This is a genomic window from Mesorhizobium kowhaii (assembly GCF_042431665.1).
GTDB lineage: Bacteria > Pseudomonadota > Alphaproteobacteria > Rhizobiales > Rhizobiaceae > Mesorhizobium > Mesorhizobium kowhaii.
On the sequence record NZ_JBHLYT010000002.1, the window covers coordinates 331,032 to 346,206 of the forward strand.

Genomic DNA, 15,175 nt, shown 5'->3' on the forward strand with positions numbered 1-15,175 from the left:
CTGAAGTAGCCTCCCCCTACTTCGGCAGCGCGTAGGCCATCACATAGTCGCCCGGCTTGGTGCCGACCGAGCCGTGGCCGCCGGCGACGATGACCACGAACTGGCGTCCGTCGGCGACCGTATAGGTCATCGGCGTCGATTGGCCGCCGGCCGGCAACCTGGCCCGCCAGAGCTGCCTGCCCGATGTCAGGTCGTAGGCGCGCAGGTAATCGTCGACCGCGGCACCCAGGAAGGCGACGCCGCCGGCGGTGATCATCGGCCCGCCAATGCCCGGCACGCCAACCTTGAGCGGCAGCGGCAGCGGCGTCATGTCGTAGACGGTGCCGTTGCGATGCTTGTAGGCGATGGTGCCGGTCCGCAGATCCGCGCCCGCGACATAGCCCCAGGGCGGCGCCTGGCACGGGATGCCAAGCGGCGACAGGAACGGTCCCAACACCACCGCATAGGGAGCGCCTTCATTGCGGTTCAGCCCTTGCTCGCTGCCCTTGGTGTTGTCGCCGGGCGGCGGCACGTCCGCGCGCGGAACAAGTCTCGACGTGAAGGCCAGATAGGTCGGCATGCCGAACAGCACTTGCCGCACCGGATCGACCGCCACACCACCCCAGTTGAAGACGCCGAAATTGCCGGGATAGATCAGCGACCCCTGCACCGACGGCGGCGTGTAGCGGCCTTCATAGCGCAATTTGTGGAACGCGATCCGGCATGCCAGCTGATCGAACATGGTGATGCCCCACATGTCGGCATCGGTCAGCGGCTTCGGGTTGAAGGAGAGGTCCGACGCTGGCTGCGTTGGCGACGTGTGATCGCCTTCGACGGCGCCGCCGGGCGCCGGCACTTCCTTGACTGCAACCACCGGCTCGCCGGTGCGCCGGTCAAGCACATAGAGGTCGCCCTGCTTGGTCGGCCCGACCAGCGCCGGCACCACCGTGCCGTCGGCCTTGGTGATGTCGATCAGGCTCGGCTGCGCCGGCACGTCCATGTCCCAAAGGTCGTGATGCACGGTCTGCCGCACCCAGCGCAACTGCCCGGTGTTGAGGTCGAGCGCGGTGATCGACGACGAGAACTTCTCGACATTGTCGCTGCGCCCGGCGCCGAGCTGATCCGGCGTCTGGTTGCCGAGCGGCACGTAGAGCAGCCCGAGCTTCTCGTCGGCGCTCGGCGTCGACCACATGTTGGGCGAGTTGGCGGTATAGGTCTGGCCAGGCGCCAGCGGCGTCGTCTGGTCCGGGTTGCCGGAATCCCAGTTCCACACCAGAGCGCCGGTGTTGACATCATAGGCGCGGATGACGCCGGATGGCTCCTGCGTCGAATAATTGTCGTTGACCGCGCCACCGACGATGATCTTGCTGCCTGATATCAGCGGCGCCGAGGTCGAGTAGTAATAGCCCGACTTCGGATAGGGCATGTTGGTCAACAGGTTCAGCGTGCCGCCCTCGGCGAAGGCGGGACACACCTGCCCGTTGGCGGCGTCGAGCGCGATCAGCCGCGCATCCGAGGTCGGCAGGTAGACGCGTGCCGCACAGGGCTGGCCGGCAATGCCGGCAGCATCGGCATAATAGGACACGCCGCGGCAGGTCTGGTGCTGGCGGTCCTTGTCGAGCTTGATCTTGGGATCGTAGCGCCATTTCTCCTTGCCGCTCGCCGCATCGACCGCGATGGCGAAATTGTGCGGCGTGCAGATGTAGAGCGTGTCGCCGATCTTCAGCGGTGTCACCTGATAGGTGGTCTCGCCGATGTCGTCCGGTCCCTTCACGTCGCCGGTGCGATAGGTCCATGCCGGCTGCAGCTTGGCGACATTGTCCGGCGTGATCTGGTCGAGCGGCGAATAGCGTTGGCCAAACTGCGTGCGTCCGTAATAGTGCCACTCGCCGGCCGGGACATCGTTGCCAAGGTTGGCGTTGGGGATCACCTTGTCGGTATCGAGTTGGCCGGCGATGTCCTTGGGATCCGCCGTCATTGAATAACCAGCCACCGCCAGCGACGCCAGCACGGCCAGGATCAGCGGTGCGCGCGCGTCAGAGCCGGTAACCCCCCGCCTCGCCCACGGCGTCAGCAGCCACAGCGCAACCAGCACGATGATGCCGCCGCGCGGACCAAGTTCCCACCAGTCGAAGCCGGTTTCCCAGACAGCCCAGGCCAGCGTGCCGATCACGATCGCCGCGTAGAGCCACAGCGCGGTGGAGCGACGCCGATAGAGCAGCCAGGCGGCGATCAGGAAGGCGAGACCGGCGATAATATAGTACCAGCTGCCGCCCAGCGAAGCTAAGCGGATACCGCCGCCACCAAGCACCAGACCGATGAGGAAAAGAATGAGGGAGGTGATGGTGACAGCCAAGATGATACTCCTTCGACTGTTGCGCTTTGAGACGCTCCAAGGACAGCCCGACGCACCGTTCCTGCCCTGAGCACAACTTTCTCCCGCCTGCCCTGCCTGTCAAGCTGGCCACACGCCAAGGTGGCAATCCATCTTGCCTGCAGTCGGGTTTTCCAGCAGTCTCCATCATCTCTCCGCAGGAGCAAGCAAATGACGCCATTCGTTCCGCCGCTGACGCGCCTGGCATTCGCGCTCTGCTGCCTTGTCTCTCTCACCGTGGCCGCGCCTGCGCAGACGCTTCATGAGATCAACAAGGCGAACGGCTTTCACGAGATGCTGGTGGCTATCGGCCCGGGTTTCATCACAGCCGTGAAATCGGCGCCGGAAACGCCGCCGCAAAAAGTTCAGGACGCCCTGGCGGCCGCCTTGGAAGGCGCCTTTGACGCGGACCAGATGGAAGCAGCCATCGAAACGCGAATGGCGGACAAACTGCCCGCCAAGGACCTGGCCGACCTGGCCTCGTTCTATGCGTCGCCCCTTGGCAAACAGGTTACGGCGCTGGAGATTCAGGCCTCCACTCCGGAAGAAAGGCAACGCAAGGCGATCGAAGGTCCCAAAATCCTGGGCGAACTTCCGTCCAGGGATCCGGCTCGGCTCGCACTCTACAAGAAGATCGTGGATGATCTCAGCGCTATCGACACCGGAGAAGCCGTAGCCTTGAACATGGGCTACGCAATGCTTTCCGAGATGCTGGGAGCGGCCGGAAAGGCCCTGCCCGACGACCAGATCATGGCCCTGCTGCGTCAGCGATCCGAAGGCCTTCGCCGTGACATCGAAACGGACGTCATGGACGCAACAGCCTACATCTACCGGGATTTGCCATTGGAGGATCTCAAGCTTTATGAGACCTTCCTGGTGTCACCCGCCGGCCGCCACTATTACGACCAGATGCAGGTCGCCCTCGGCGCCGTGATGACGGACGAAGCGCGCTCGTTCGGACATCGATTTTTCGTCGCCCTCGGTTACCGCAAGGCCTGAACGCCCATATCGGGCACTTTAGCGGAACAAAACGTAGACACTTCTGGCCTTTCGCCGCCGAATCACTACATTCGGGGGGAAGATGTCCGGCTTTTCCGAAGACATGCCCTTTTTCGACGAACCCAATGCGCGGCCCACGGCCCCGTCGGGCATTGCCGCGCGCGCCATGGCTGCCCGCAGCGGCCACAACAATGCGCCCGACTATCTGAAGGGGCTGAACCCCGAGCAGCGGCTGGCGGTGGAAACCACCGAGGGCCCGGTTCTGGTGCTGGCCGGCGCCGGCACCGGCAAGACGCGCGTGCTGACCACCCGCATCGCCCACATCCTCGCCACCGGCAAGGCCTTCCCCTCGCAGATCCTCGCCGTCACCTTCACCAACAAGGCCGCGCGCGAGATGAAGCAGCGCATCGGCATCCTGATCGGCGAAGGCAATGTCGAAGGCATGCCGTGGCTCGGCACCTTCCACTCGATCGGCGTCAAGCTCTTACGCCGCCATGCCGAACTTGCCGGTTTGCGCTCCGACTTCACCATCCTCGACACCGACGATGTCGTGCGGCTGATCAAGCAGTTGATCCAGGCCGAGGGGCTGGACGACAAGCGCTGGCCGGCCAAGCAGTTCGCCCAGGTGATCGACGGCTGGAAGAACAAGGGACAAGGCCCGGCCGATATCGCCGAGGGCGATGCCCGCGCCTTCGCCAACGGCAAGGGCCGCGAACTCTACAAGGCCTATCAGGCGCGGTTGCAGACGCTGAACGCCTGCGACTTCGGGGACCTTTTATGCCATCCGATCCGCATCTTCCGTGCCAATCCGGATGTGCTGAAGGAATACCACAAGCGCTTCAAATACATCCTCGTCGACGAGTATCAGGACACCAACACCGCCCAATACATGTGGCTGCGCCTCCTGGCGCAGCGGCCCGATGCCGGACGCCCTTCAACATCGACAGATCTGCGATCGGCCGAAGGCCGCAAGCCCGAACGGGCGTCGGCCGGTCAGGCCGCCCCCGCGGAGGCCAGCGAGCGAAGCTCGCGTGCGGCCGTGAGCGACAACAAAGTCAACATCTGCTGCGTCGGCGACGACGATCAATCCATCTATGGCTGGCGCGGCGCCGAGATCGACAACATCCTCCGCTTCGACAAGGACTTTCCCGGCGCCACCATCATCCGGCTGGAACGCAACTACCGCTCCACCGCGCATATCCTGGGTGCTGCCTCTCATCTCATCGCCCACAATGAGGGCCGCTTCGGCAAGACGCTGTTCACCGACCGCGACGAGCCCGAGGACGACAAGGTGCATGTCCACGCCGCCTGGGATTCCGAGGAGGAAGCCCGCGCCGTCGGCGAGACCATCGAGGCCTACCAGCGACAAAAGCATAACCTCAACGACATGGCCATTCTGGTGCGCGCCTCCTTCCAGATGCGCGAATTCGAGGATCGCTTCGTCACGCTCGGCCTCAATTACCGCGTCATCGGCGGCCCGCGTTTTTACGAACGCATGGAAATCCGCGATGCGCTGGCCTTCTTCCGCGTCGTCGCGCAGGGCGCCGACGACCTCGCCTTCGAGCGCATCGTCAACGTGCCGAAGCGCGGTCTGGGCGAAACCACCATCCGCCAGATCCACGACACGGCGCGCGCGCTCCGCGTGCCGATGCTGGAAGCCGCCGCCAAGCTCGCCGAGAGCGACGAGTTGAAGCCGAAGCCGCGCGCCTCACTGCGCGAAGTCGCCGCCAATTTCGAGCGCTGGCAGAAGGCGCTGGAAACCACGCCGCACACCGAACTCGCCGAGACCATCTTGGAAGAGAGCGGCTACACCGACATGTGGAAGAACGACCGCTCGGTCGAAGCCCCCGGCCGGCTGGAGAACCTCAAGGAGCTGATCCGCTCGATGGAGGAGTACGAGTCGCTGCGCTCCTTCCTCGAGCACGTCGCGCTGGTCATGGACGCCGAGCAGAATGCCGAGCTCGACGCCGTCAACATCATGACGCTGCATTCGGCCAAGGGCCTCGAATTCGAGACTGTCTTCCTGCCCGGCTGGGAGGAAGGCCTGTTCCCGCATCAGCGCGCGCTCGATGAAGGTGGTCGGTCCGGGCTGGAGGAAGAGCGCCGGCTTGCCTATGTCGGCCTGACCCGCGCCAAGAAGAACCTGCATCTGTGGTTCGTCTCCAACCGCCGCATCCACGGCCTGTGGCAGTCGACCATCCCGTCGCGTTTTCTCGACGAACTGCCGGAAGCCCATGTCGAGGTCGCCGAAAGCGGCAACAGCTACGGCGGCTATGGCAATTCCTATGGCGGCGGTTCCTTTGCCTCCGGAAGAGGCGGCCGGCAAAACCCCTATGGCGCCTCGCGCTTCGACAATGTCGGCGCCAACACCGAAAAATCCGGCGCCTTCTCCAACACCTACGCAACGCCGGGCTGGCAGCGCGCGCAAGCCAACCGCACCGAGGCGACCGACCGCAACTGGGGCTCGCGCTCCGGCCATCAGGTCGAGCGCATCGGCTATGGCGAGACCGACTCCGGCTATGGCGCCGGCCGCACATCCGTCAAAGGCCGCACCATCGATGGCGAACTGGTCGCCAAATCCGTCGCCGACAAGCCATCACCCTTCAGCGTCGGCGACCGCGTCTTCCACCAGAAATTCGGCAACGGCAACATTTCCGCCATCGAAGGCAACAAGCTGACCATCGACTTCGACAAGGCCGGCCAGAAGCGCGTGCTGGACGGGTTCGTCGCGGCGGTGTGAGCATCCCACCTTCCCGGTTGTCCTACAAGCGACTCGCCCGGCTAATATCTCCGCCCCTCACCGATACCGCGCCTGATTCCATTTGTGGCCGAGCAGCGACAGGATGATGATCAACCCGTTGAAGAACTGGACGTAGAAGCCGCTCAGTCCCGCCGCCACGACGCCGGTCTGGATGAACGACACGGTGACGGCGCCGATGGCGCCGCCGACGACGGTGCCGATGCCGCCCCAGGTCGGCGTGCCGCCGACAAACACCGACGCCAGCACCGGCAAGAGATAGCCGTCGCCGGCAGTCGGCCACCAGGTGAAGTTGATCATCACCGAGAAGCTGCCGGCGATCGCCGCACCAATGCCGACGAAGACGAACACTTTCACCCGCACGCGCTTGACGTCGATGCCCATCTGCTGGGCGCTGTCGGGATTGTCGCCGACCACCCTCACCTGCGCGCCGAAGCGATGCCTGTTGTAGAGCAGCGCCGACAGCACCACGAAGGCGATGGCCCAGAAAATCTGCACCGGGATGCCGTAGAGCTGGCTGGAAAAGATCGTGTAGGCCCGGCTGTCGGCAAGGCTGGTCAGGGCCATTGACTTGCCCTCGTTGATGATCTGGATCAGGCCGCGCAGCAGGAAATTCATGCCGAGCGTAGCAATCAGCGACGACAGCCCGCCATAGACCACCAGCGACCCGACCAGGAAACCGAGCAGCATGCCGGTGACAAGTGCGGCGGCAATGCCGAGGAACGGATCGTAGCCGGCCTGCACGACCAGCGCGAAGACCCAGGAAGCAAAACCCATCGTCGCCGGAAACGATAGGTCGATCTCGCCGCAGGTAACGACGAAGACCAGCGGCACCACCACGAACAGCGCCACCGGCAGCGTGGTCAGCACCGAGCTGTAGAGATACCAGGTGGTGAAGACGGTCGGGTTGGCGATCATGAACACCGCCATCATGACGATGAACACGCCGAGCGTGCCGAGCGAAGCGCGGTTGTCGAGGATGAACCCCCGCATCCAGTGGTCGGATGGGTGTTTCCACTCTTTCTGTGGGCCGGGACGGGGAATGGCGGCGGACGGCTCGCGCAGGTCGGGCTCCATGGTCTTGCTCATCGTGTTGCCTGCTCCGCGTCGCCGTCGTCGTGCAGTCCGGGCAATCCGCCTGGATGTGCGACGTCTTCCATGAAGTTGATGAGGTCTTCGGCCGACTTGACCTCGCTACGGTCGGCGGTGAGCGCGACCTTGCCGCGATCCAGCACCACGAAACGGTCGGCGATGTCGAAGACGTGGTGGATGTTGTGGCCGATGAACAGGATCGAACGGCCGCTCGCCCGCACCTGGCGCACGAAGTGAAACACCTTGGCGGTTTCGGTCAGCGACAGCGCTGTCGTCGGCTCGTCGAGGATGATCAGGTCGGCCTGCTTGTAGATGGCGCGCGCGATTGCAACGCCCTGGCGTTCGCCGCCCGACAGCTGGCCGACGATCGACTGCGGCGTGAACACTTTCGAGGTGAAGCCGATCTCGCGCATCAGCCGGCTCGCCTCCTCGATTTCCTTGTTGACCTTCAGCCAACCGAGAAAGCCGGTGAGCTCACGGCCCATGAAGATGTTGCGCACGATGGTCTGCTGGACGGCGAGCGCCCGATCCTGGAACACCGTTTCGATGCCGGCCTCGCGCGAACGCGCCGCACTCCATCCGGTTACCGGCTTGCCGCGAATGAGGATCTCGCCGCTGGTCGGCTTGACCACGCCGGACAGGATCTTGATCAGCGTCGACTTGCCGGCGCCATTGTCGCCGATGAGGCCGACCACCTCGCCGCGGTCGACGCTGAGACTGACCCCGCCCAGTGCGTAGACGTGGCCATAGGACTTGCTGATATCGCGCAGTTCGATGATGCGTTCGGCCATGGCGGTCCTCGCTTTGTTTTCCAGTGCCGGCGGTGCTACCGGCCGGGTTTCCCGGCCGGTAGCCGAGGTTACAAATCAGCGCAGCGCCTGCTTGGCGAGTTCGGCGACGATCTCGTAATTCTGCGGCGTGACGAAGCCGGCACCGGTGTCGACATTCATCGGCGCCAGACCCAGCACCACCTGCTGGCAGAGGCTGAGGATCGGCAGATAGCCCTGCAGAAACGGCTGCTGGTCGGCCGTCAGTTGCACCCAGCCGCCCTTGAAGCCCTCGACGATCTGCGGGCTGGTGTCGAAGCCGAAGTTGAAGATCTCGCCCGCCTTCCGTCCCGCCGCCTGCATGTAGGTGGGGACGTTGCCGAGCATCTGTCCGCCGGGATAGCCGACCGCCTTGACGTCGGGATTGTTGAGCAGTGCCGCGGTGATCACCGGAATGGCCAGGTTCGGATCGGACGCCCATTCGCCACTCGGCGGTGACGACAGCTGGATCACCTCGACGCCCGCTTCCTTGAGCGCCGCGACCGTGCCGCGCTCGCGCGCGCCGCGGTTCTCGTTCTCGAACGGGCCGATCATGATCGCCTTGTCGCCAGCCTTCAGCTTGGCCAGCTTGAACGCCTCGGCGCCGAGCGCGCGGCCCTGCTGCTCCTGCTGGGCGCCGACATAGCCGCCGCCGAACGCCGCCGTCACCGTCGGCACCGGCACGTTCTGGTACATCATCTTGATGCCGTCCTTATGCGCCTGTTCGGCCAGCGGCATGATCGACGCGTCGCCGGGGTGGCCCATCATGGCGATGCCGCCAGGCTTGACCGCGACCGCTTCGCGCAATTGCTGCACCATCTTTTCGACGTCCCAGCCCGAGAAGATGTAATCGACCTTCGGTCCGAGATCGGCCGCCGCCTGCTTGGCGCCATTGTAGACGATGGTGCCGAAGGCGTCGCCCTCGGCGCCGCCGACGAAGAAGCGGATGTGGACGTCCTTGCACCATTGGGCGTCGAGCGCCTGCGCCGGCAAGGTGGAGATCGCAGCGGCGAGCGTCGTGGCGGCGGCCACGATGGTCGAGCGCAGAAGTGTCCTTCTCATCGTCATGCTCATGCACTTATCCTCCCTTTTTTCCCTGGCTAGGCCCAGGGGTTTTCGACGATCGCTTCGGCAGTGCGCCGCAATCTTGGCTGGCCGGCACCTCCCGCCGGCCCGCTCTCACACCGGATTAGGCAGGTAGCTGGCACCTCCCCGGCATTGCTTCAGATACTCCAGCGCGTGTACTTGGCCGGTAATTTCCAGGTCGCCGCGATAGACCGGGTCGTGCCAGCCCTCGATGTCGATGGCGCCCTTGTAGCCGGCCAGCCGCAATTCGCTGATCACTCGCGCCCAGTCGCTGTCGCCAAAGCCCGGCGTGCGCATCTGCACGAACGGCAAACGACCGAACACGCCATGTTCGCGGATCACATCCCAGCGCACCGTCGCGTCCTTGCCGTGGACATGGAAGATGCGCGGCGCCCATTTGCGGATCTGCGGCAGGGGATCGATCAGGTAGACGAGCTGGTGGCAAGGCTCCCATTCGAGGCCAAGATTGTCATCAGGCAATTCGTTGAACATCAGCTCCCAGGCGTCCGGATTGTGGGCGATGTTCCAGTCGCCACCAGCCCAGTTGCCGTCCATGGCGCAGTTCTCGAAGGCGATGCGCACGCCATTGTCGGCGGCGCGCCTGGCCAGCGGGCCCCAGACCTCTTTGAAGCGCGGCAGGCTTTCGGGCAGCGGCTTGCCGCGGAGGCGGCCGGTAAAGCCGCTCACCATCGAGGCGCCGAACAGATGCGCGTTGTCGATCACCGTTTCCCAGGCCGCGAGCACGCCGCGATCGACATCGCCGCCCTCCAGCGGATTGCCGAACACACCGATCGAGGACACCGTGACATCGGCATCGGCGATCGCCTCGCGGATCTGGCCGGCAAGCCGCGGCAGGTCCTTGCCGCCCAGCGTCTGCCAGAAGAAGGGCTGGATGCTCTCGAAGCCGAGCGGCAGGATCGCCTTGATATAGGCTGCCGGGTCGTCGAGGTTGGCCCGCACCATGGTGCCGATCCTGATGTCGAGAAGCGGGTTTGGCATCATTGTCCTTCCCTCGAGATCGTCACCCGGCGTCCGGTTTCGGCGCTCTCAATGGCACCGAAAACCATGGCCAGGCTCTTGATGTTGTCGGCGCCGCGCGTCTCCGGCTCGGTGCCGGTCTCAATGGCGCGCATAAAATCCTGGATGATGCCGAAATGGCCGCCGATACGGTCGGCGGCATCGAGCGGCGGCACGGCGATCGGCTCGGTACGGTCGAACAGGCCATCACGGGCTGGCAGGACGACCTCTGCCTTCAACTCGTCATTGCCGTCCCAGACCAGGCTGCCGCGCTCGGCGACGATGCGCCAAGTGCTCTCCCAGCTGGTGCGGAAACCGGCGGCGCACCAGGAGCCGGCATAGGTGAAGACCTTGCCACCGCCGAGGTCGAAGACGGCGCTGGCCGATGATCCCTGCCGGTACCAGGAACTCGCCGGCTCCCATTCCTGGCAATAGACGGCGGCCGGCTCGCCATTCACCATGTAGCGGGCGGCGTCGAATGTGTGGATCGCCATGTCGAGCAGCAGGACGTGGGCCATCTCCTCGCGAAAACCGCCGAAATGCGGCGCGACGAAGAAGTCGGCATGGATACTGGTCTCGGCACCGATGGCGCCGGAAGAGAGAAAGCGCCGGATGCGCCTGACATTAGCGACGTAGCGGCGATTCTGGACGACAGCGTGGATGCGCCCGGCGTGGCGGGCGGCCTCGACGATGGCGCGCGCGTTCTCCGGACTGTCGGCGAGCGGTTTTTCCGTCAGGAGATGGCAATGATGGGCAAAGGCGGAAAGCGCAACCTCGCGGCGGGCGGCGGGAACCACCACGTCGAACACCGCATCGGGCCTGGTCTGGTCGAGCACCGCGTCAAGACTGGTGCCGATGACGGCGCTGGTGAGGTCGTATTCGCGCGCCCTCGCCTTCGCCCTGTCGGCGTCGAGGTCGACGAGGCCGACAACGGAAAGCCCGTCGAGCTGCCTCACGGCATCGAGCCACTGCTTGCTCATCGCTCCGCAGCCGGCCAGGACGACATTGATCATCCAGCACTCCTCCTCCGCTCGGTCCCTCCAGACCGATCGTCACGGCATTCACGGCATGACCGTAAACGTTTTTCCGTAAACGTTTACGAGAACACACCCGAAGGCGTAGAATGTCAATTGGCCGCTCACGAAAAATCGTCTTGTCGCCTTGGCCTGAGCGGCTACCGGTGCTAGCCAAGCAAGGGGAGAACAGTCACTTGGCGTCCAGCATTCACGACCTTGCCCGTCACCTGAACATTTCGATCGGCACGGTGTCGCGCGCCCTCAACGGCCGCGCCGACGTCAATGCCGATACGCGCCAGCGCGTGCTCGAGGCCGCCAGGACGCTGAACTATTCGCCCAACCAGTCCGGCCGCAGCCTGCGGCAAGGCGCTACCCATTCGATCGCCTTCATGCTGCAGCCGCATCCGGGCGACCAGCAATATGGCGAGCCGTTCTTCATTCCGTTCCTGATCGGGCTGCAGGCGAAACTCGCTGAGAGCGGGCTCGACCTGATCGTGGTCATGGGCGCGCCTGGCGACTACCAGCAGGAACGCCTGCGCCGTGTCGTCGAGACGCGCCGCGCCGATGCGGTGGTGCTGGCCTGGACGCGGCGCGAGGACGAGCGCATCGACTATCTCACCCAGGCCGGTTTCCCGTTCGCCACGCTCGGCCGCAGCCGCTCTGGGGCCAAGTCATACCCTTCGCTCGACCTCGATTTCGAAAAGGCCGGTGCGGATGCGGTCGACCGCCTGGTGGCGCGCGGCCACCGCCGCATTGCCGCCATCCGCCCGTCGCTCAATCTCAATTTCGCCTATCTGTTCCTCGACGGCTATCGCAAGGCCTTGCGGCGGCACGGCATCGAGGTCGACCCTGAGCTGATTGCGTCCGGCTTCATCAACGAGGCCGGCGGCTACGAGGTGACACCGCAGGTCATGCGCTCCAAGAACCCGCCGACCGCCATCATCTTCAACAACGACGCTATGGCGCTTGGCGGCTGCAAGGCGCTAGCCGAAATGGGGATCAGGCCGGGCCACGACATGGCGGTGACCGTCATCGTCGATACGCCGCTCTGCCGCTACTTCTCGCCGGCGCTGACCGCCTTTCGCCCAGCCCTGGAGCCGATGGGTCAGCGGCTCGCCGAAATGCTGCTGGCTTCGATCCCGGCCTTCGCCGGTCCACAAGGTCCGCGCATTATGCGCGAGGTCTGGCCATTGGAGCTGATGGCGCGCGACAGCGATTGATCTGGCCGAAGCAGAGCCAGATCGGTCACGACCTATCAGGCCTCAATCCACCTTCTTCTCACCCCTCTCGCCGGCCTTGACGATGTCGCCGGTGGTGAACAGGATTTCCTTCAGTTCCGCCCGCCAATCCTTCTTCTGGCGCAGCAGGAATTCGAGATCCATGCCGAAATGCTTGAACTCCTCGCCCTGCGCATTCTTCATGATGGCGCGGGCCTGCGGGTCCTTCTCCACCGAGATGCGCTGTTCGTACCAGCCTATCGCCTCCGCCTCCTCGATCAGCGAGGTGATCATGCGGGCAAAGGTCCGCACCTTCTGCGACAGTTCTTCAGGCGGTTCGTGATACTGGTCGAATCCCATGTCGTCCTCCTGGGGCCATCTCCATGAATGCCCCGGGACGACGCCGGTTCCGCATCATCGCTGCAATTCCGCCAATGCCCTCTGCAGGGGCGCCGGCGAAATCTGGATTGGACCGGAGAACGGCACGTCCATGTCCAAGATCAGGTAAAGCGCCCCGGCGATCAGCACGGCCGAAATCACGCAGGTCGAAATAGTGATCGCGTTGCGGGGTGCCCTGAACCCGAAGCTGGCGAAGATCAGCACCAGCCACGCAACCAGCATGGCGATCAGCGGCCAGGGGATCGCGCCCTCCGACTGCTCGATCAGAATCCAGCGCAACTCCACCACTTTCTGCAAACGCTGACCGGCATCCTGCAAGAGGGAGCTGCGCGCCGCGTCGGCAGGCACTAGCGCACCCAGCCGGGTGCCGATCTCCGTCAGCAGATGTTCGGACAGCCGGTTGGCGTCGACCGGCGTTTCACCGGTCGGCGAGGCATCGCCCGCCACCCTCTGCACATAGACGACCAGCGGTTGGCGCACCACGTCGGTCTCCGGGCCATACCCGCGCAAGACCCTGTCGAGCAGGATCAGCTCCGTCGCATAGGCGTGCACATTGTGATCGATCGATTCGAAGGTGTTCTTGGCCGAGTTGATCATCAGGCCGAGCACCAGCGAGGTCATGACTCCGAACAGGTTGGCGGCGAGCCGAACCACACTGTTCGTATCGTCGTCGCGATGTCTGACCGGCAGCCTGGGCCATATCGCCATGCTGACCAGCGGTGCCGCTGTCAGGCACAGGAAGATCATCACTGCGATCAAAGCTTCGCGCATGCCGCTCATTTCTGCACGGGACGCGCCGATTGCCAATGACCCCGGCACCGATCACGCCGCGAAAGCTGCGTCAGGCGTCTCGCGCGACTGCCCGTGCCTCAGGACACCGGTGCTGCTCCGCCCTCTTGCGTGCGCCGGACGATGAACTCGTCGAGGGCGCCGGCGGTGGCGACAGCCGAAGCCGGCGCCACGAAATCGGCAAGTGTGCGCCTCCAGACACCTGTGGCGCGCTCGCTCGCGGTCTTCGAGCCGCCTTGCGTCCAATTGCCGAAATTCGACCAGTCGGCGACCAGCGGTTCGTAGAATGCGGTGCGGTAGCGCGCCATGGTATGGCCGGCCGAGAAGAAATGGCCGCCCGGCTGTACCTCGGCGATTGCCTCGAAGCCGATGGAATCGCTGTCGCCGGGCGTCGCGGCGCAGAGTTCAGCCACCGTCTGCAACGCCTCGATATCGGTGACCAGCTTCTCGAAGGAAACGCTCAAGCCGCCTTCCAGCCAGCCGGCGGCATGGATGCACATCGTCGCCCCGGCCAGCACCGAGCCCCACAGCGCGAACTGCGTCTCGTGCGCCGCCTGCGCGTCCGAAATGTTGGCCGCGCTGCCGCCGCCGGACCGCCATGGCAGCCCGGTGAAGCGCGCCAGTTGGCCGGCGCCCAACGTCGCCTTGACATGCTCCGGCGTGCCGAAGGCGGGCGCACCCGATTTCATGTCGACATTGGAGGAGAAGGAGCCATAGACAACCGGCGCGCCGGGCCGCACGATCTGCGCCAGCGTCAGTCCCGCCAACGCTTCGGCATGCTGCAGCGTCAGCGCACCGGCGACCGTGATCGGGGCCATCGCACCCGCCAGGCAGAACGGCGTGATGACCGAAACTTGTCCTGCCCTGGCGAAATCGATGATGCCTTGCGCCATCGGAATGTCGAGCTGGCGCGGCGAATTGGTGTTGATGACCGTGTAGCAATGGGCGCCGTCAAGGAATTCGTCCTCGGAGAGTCCGCGCGCCAACCGGATCATCGCAAAACCATCCTCGACCTGCGGCGTGCCGCGCGCGAAGACGAACGGAAGCTTGTCCGACAGCGTCAGCTGCGCGCGGTTGACGGCATAGTGGCGAAAGCGGTTGTCGACGTCCTGCGGCTCGATGCAGGGTCCCAGCATATGCAGCACGTCGAAATGCTGCACCAGCCGTATCAGATCCTCGAAATCGGCCAGCGTCCCCGGCCGCCGGCCGCGCTCGAGATCGGTGACGTTCGGCGCGCCGCATCCGGCCAGGAAGGTCATCGAACCGAGTTCGAGCGTCAGATCGCGGGCACGAGAACCGGCGTGGACGTGGATCGACTTCGGCGCCGAGGCCAGTGCCGCCGTCACCATGTTGCGGCCGATGCGCACCATGTCGGTGTCCGGATCGACCAGGGCTCCAGCGCGGGCGAAATGCTCACGCGCCTGCGGCAGCAGCACCTTGATGCCGAGTTCTTCCAGCACCCGCAGCGCCGTGTCGTGGATGGCGGCGACCTGATCGTCCGAGAAAATCGGCTGCGGCAGGAACGGGTTCTTCAGCGAACGGTAATCGGGCCGGCGGCTGGTTTCCGAGCCGGCTTCACCCGTCCGTCCACGCCGGCGTTCGCGCCTGCTGTCACGTGCCGCGTCATCGACCATCCGAAATCC

General features: G+C 64.7%; 12 protein-coding genes. 3 read left to right on the plus strand and 9 right to left on the minus strand.

The genetic code is table 11. The features are described 5' to 3' along the window. Positions 1–16 precede the first annotated feature (16 nt). Positions 17–2,335 carry a glucose/quinate/shikimate family membrane-bound PQQ-dependent dehydrogenase gene (locus ACFFNA_RS02385; RefSeq protein ID WP_378915293.1) on the minus strand — a complete coding sequence of 773 codons (2,319 nt, stop codon included), beginning with the start codon at positions 2,333–2,335 and terminating at the stop codon, positions 17–19. A 120-nt stretch (positions 2,336–2,455) separates the two neighbouring features. Between ACFFNA_RS02385 and ACFFNA_RS02390 the strand changes: the two genes are divergently transcribed. Together ACFFNA_RS02390 and ACFFNA_RS02395 are read left to right on the plus strand one after the other, a co-directional pair. Beyond that, on the plus strand, positions 2,456–3,352 hold the full coding sequence (locus ACFFNA_RS02390) for a DUF2059 domain-containing protein (RefSeq protein WP_378915294.1): 897 nt from the start codon (positions 2,456–2,458) through the stop codon (positions 3,350–3,352). Between the two features lie 82 nt (positions 3,353–3,434). Continuing rightward, positions 3,435–6,092: an ATP-dependent helicase gene (locus tag ACFFNA_RS02395; protein WP_378915295.1), complete on the plus strand. Its 2,658-nt coding sequence runs from the start codon at positions 3,435–3,437 to the stop codon at positions 6,090–6,092. 57 nt (positions 6,093–6,149) lie between these two features. Here ACFFNA_RS02395 and ACFFNA_RS02400 read toward each other — a convergent pair whose 3' ends face one another. The 5 genes from ACFFNA_RS02400 to ACFFNA_RS02420 all read right to left on the minus strand — a co-directional run bounded on the left by ACFFNA_RS02400 (position 6,150) and on the right by ACFFNA_RS02420 (position 11,124). Continuing rightward, positions 6,150–7,199 carry an ABC transporter permease gene (locus ACFFNA_RS02400; RefSeq protein WP_378915296.1) on the minus strand — a complete coding sequence of 350 codons (1,050 nt, stop codon included), beginning with the start codon at positions 7,197–7,199 and terminating at the stop codon, positions 6,150–6,152. After that, positions 7,196–7,993 carry an ATP-binding cassette domain-containing protein gene (locus tag ACFFNA_RS02405; RefSeq protein WP_378915297.1) on the minus strand — a complete coding sequence of 266 codons (798 nt, stop codon included), beginning with the start codon at positions 7,991–7,993 and terminating at the stop codon, positions 7,196–7,198. Before ACFFNA_RS02405 ends, ACFFNA_RS02400 begins: the two co-directional genes overlap by 4 nt. 75 nt (positions 7,994–8,068) lie before the next feature. Further along, positions 8,069–9,082: a substrate-binding domain-containing protein gene (locus ACFFNA_RS02410; RefSeq protein WP_378915298.1), complete on the minus strand. Its 1,014-nt coding sequence runs from the start codon at positions 9,080–9,082 to the stop codon at positions 8,069–8,071. Between the two features lie 105 nt (positions 9,083–9,187). Then, complete coding sequence (locus ACFFNA_RS02415; protein WP_378915299.1) at positions 9,188–10,093, minus strand: sugar phosphate isomerase/epimerase family protein; 906 nt, start codon at positions 10,091–10,093, stop codon at positions 9,188–9,190. Continuing rightward, a complete protein-coding gene (locus ACFFNA_RS02420) occupies positions 10,093–11,124 on the minus strand; it encodes a Gfo/Idh/MocA family protein (RefSeq protein ID WP_378915300.1) in 1,032 nt (343 codons plus the stop codon). The genes ACFFNA_RS02415 and ACFFNA_RS02420 overlap by 1 nt, the downstream gene beginning before the upstream one ends. Positions 11,125–11,321: 197 nt before the next feature. On the opposite strand from ACFFNA_RS02420, the gene ACFFNA_RS02425 reads away from it, so the two are divergent. Next, positions 11,322–12,347 carry a LacI family DNA-binding transcriptional regulator gene (locus ACFFNA_RS02425; RefSeq protein WP_378915302.1) on the plus strand — a complete coding sequence of 342 codons (1,026 nt, stop codon included), beginning with the start codon at positions 11,322–11,324 and terminating at the stop codon, positions 12,345–12,347. Positions 12,348–12,389: 42 nt separating this feature from the next. On the opposite strand, the gene ACFFNA_RS02430 is transcribed toward ACFFNA_RS02425, so the two are convergent. From ACFFNA_RS02430 to ACFFNA_RS02440, 3 genes are all read right to left on the minus strand, one after another. Further along, on the minus strand, positions 12,390–12,704 hold the full coding sequence (locus ACFFNA_RS02430) for a ferritin family protein (protein ID WP_095087016.1): 315 nt from the start codon (positions 12,702–12,704) through the stop codon (positions 12,390–12,392). Positions 12,705–12,758: 54 nt separating this feature from the next. Continuing rightward, complete coding sequence (locus tag ACFFNA_RS02435; RefSeq protein WP_378915304.1) at positions 12,759–13,514, minus strand: bestrophin-like domain; 756 nt, start codon at positions 13,512–13,514, stop codon at positions 12,759–12,761. A gap of 98 nt (positions 13,515–13,612) precedes the next feature. Further along, positions 13,613–15,166 carry a trimethylamine methyltransferase family protein gene (locus ACFFNA_RS02440; protein ID WP_378915306.1) on the minus strand — a complete coding sequence of 518 codons (1,554 nt, stop codon included), beginning with the start codon at positions 15,164–15,166 and terminating at the stop codon, positions 13,613–13,615. Positions 15,167–15,175 lie beyond the last annotated feature (9 nt).

Coding starts and splice junctions, on each gene's coding strand:
- ACFFNA_RS02405 (WP_378915297.1), bottom strand. CDS start 7,993: ATGGCCGAACGCATCATCGAACTGCGCGATATCAGCAAGTCCTATGGC.
- ACFFNA_RS02395 (WP_378915295.1), top strand. CDS start 3,435: ATGTCCGGCTTTTCCGAAGACATGCCCTTTTTCGACGAACCCAATGCG.
- ACFFNA_RS02415 (WP_378915299.1), bottom strand. CDS start 10,093: ATGCCAAACCCGCTTCTCGACATCAGGATCGGCACCATGGTGCGGGCC.
- ACFFNA_RS02430 (WP_095087016.1), bottom strand. CDS start 12,704: ATGGGATTCGACCAGTATCACGAACCGCCTGAAGAACTGTCGCAGAAG.
- ACFFNA_RS02400 (WP_378915296.1), bottom strand. CDS start 7,199: ATGAGCAAGACCATGGAGCCCGACCTGCGCGAGCCGTCCGCCGCCATT.
- ACFFNA_RS02420 (WP_378915300.1), bottom strand. CDS start 11,124: ATGATCAATGTCGTCCTGGCCGGCTGCGGAGCGATGAGCAAGCAGTGG.
- ACFFNA_RS02410 (WP_378915298.1), bottom strand. CDS start 9,082: ATGAGCATGACGATGAGAAGGACACTTCTGCGCTCGACCATCGTGGCC.
- ACFFNA_RS02440 (WP_378915306.1), bottom strand. CDS start 15,166: ATGGTCGATGACGCGGCACGTGACAGCAGGCGCGAACGCCGGCGTGGA.
- ACFFNA_RS02435 (WP_378915304.1), bottom strand. CDS start 13,514: ATGCGCGAAGCTTTGATCGCAGTGATGATCTTCCTGTGCCTGACAGCG.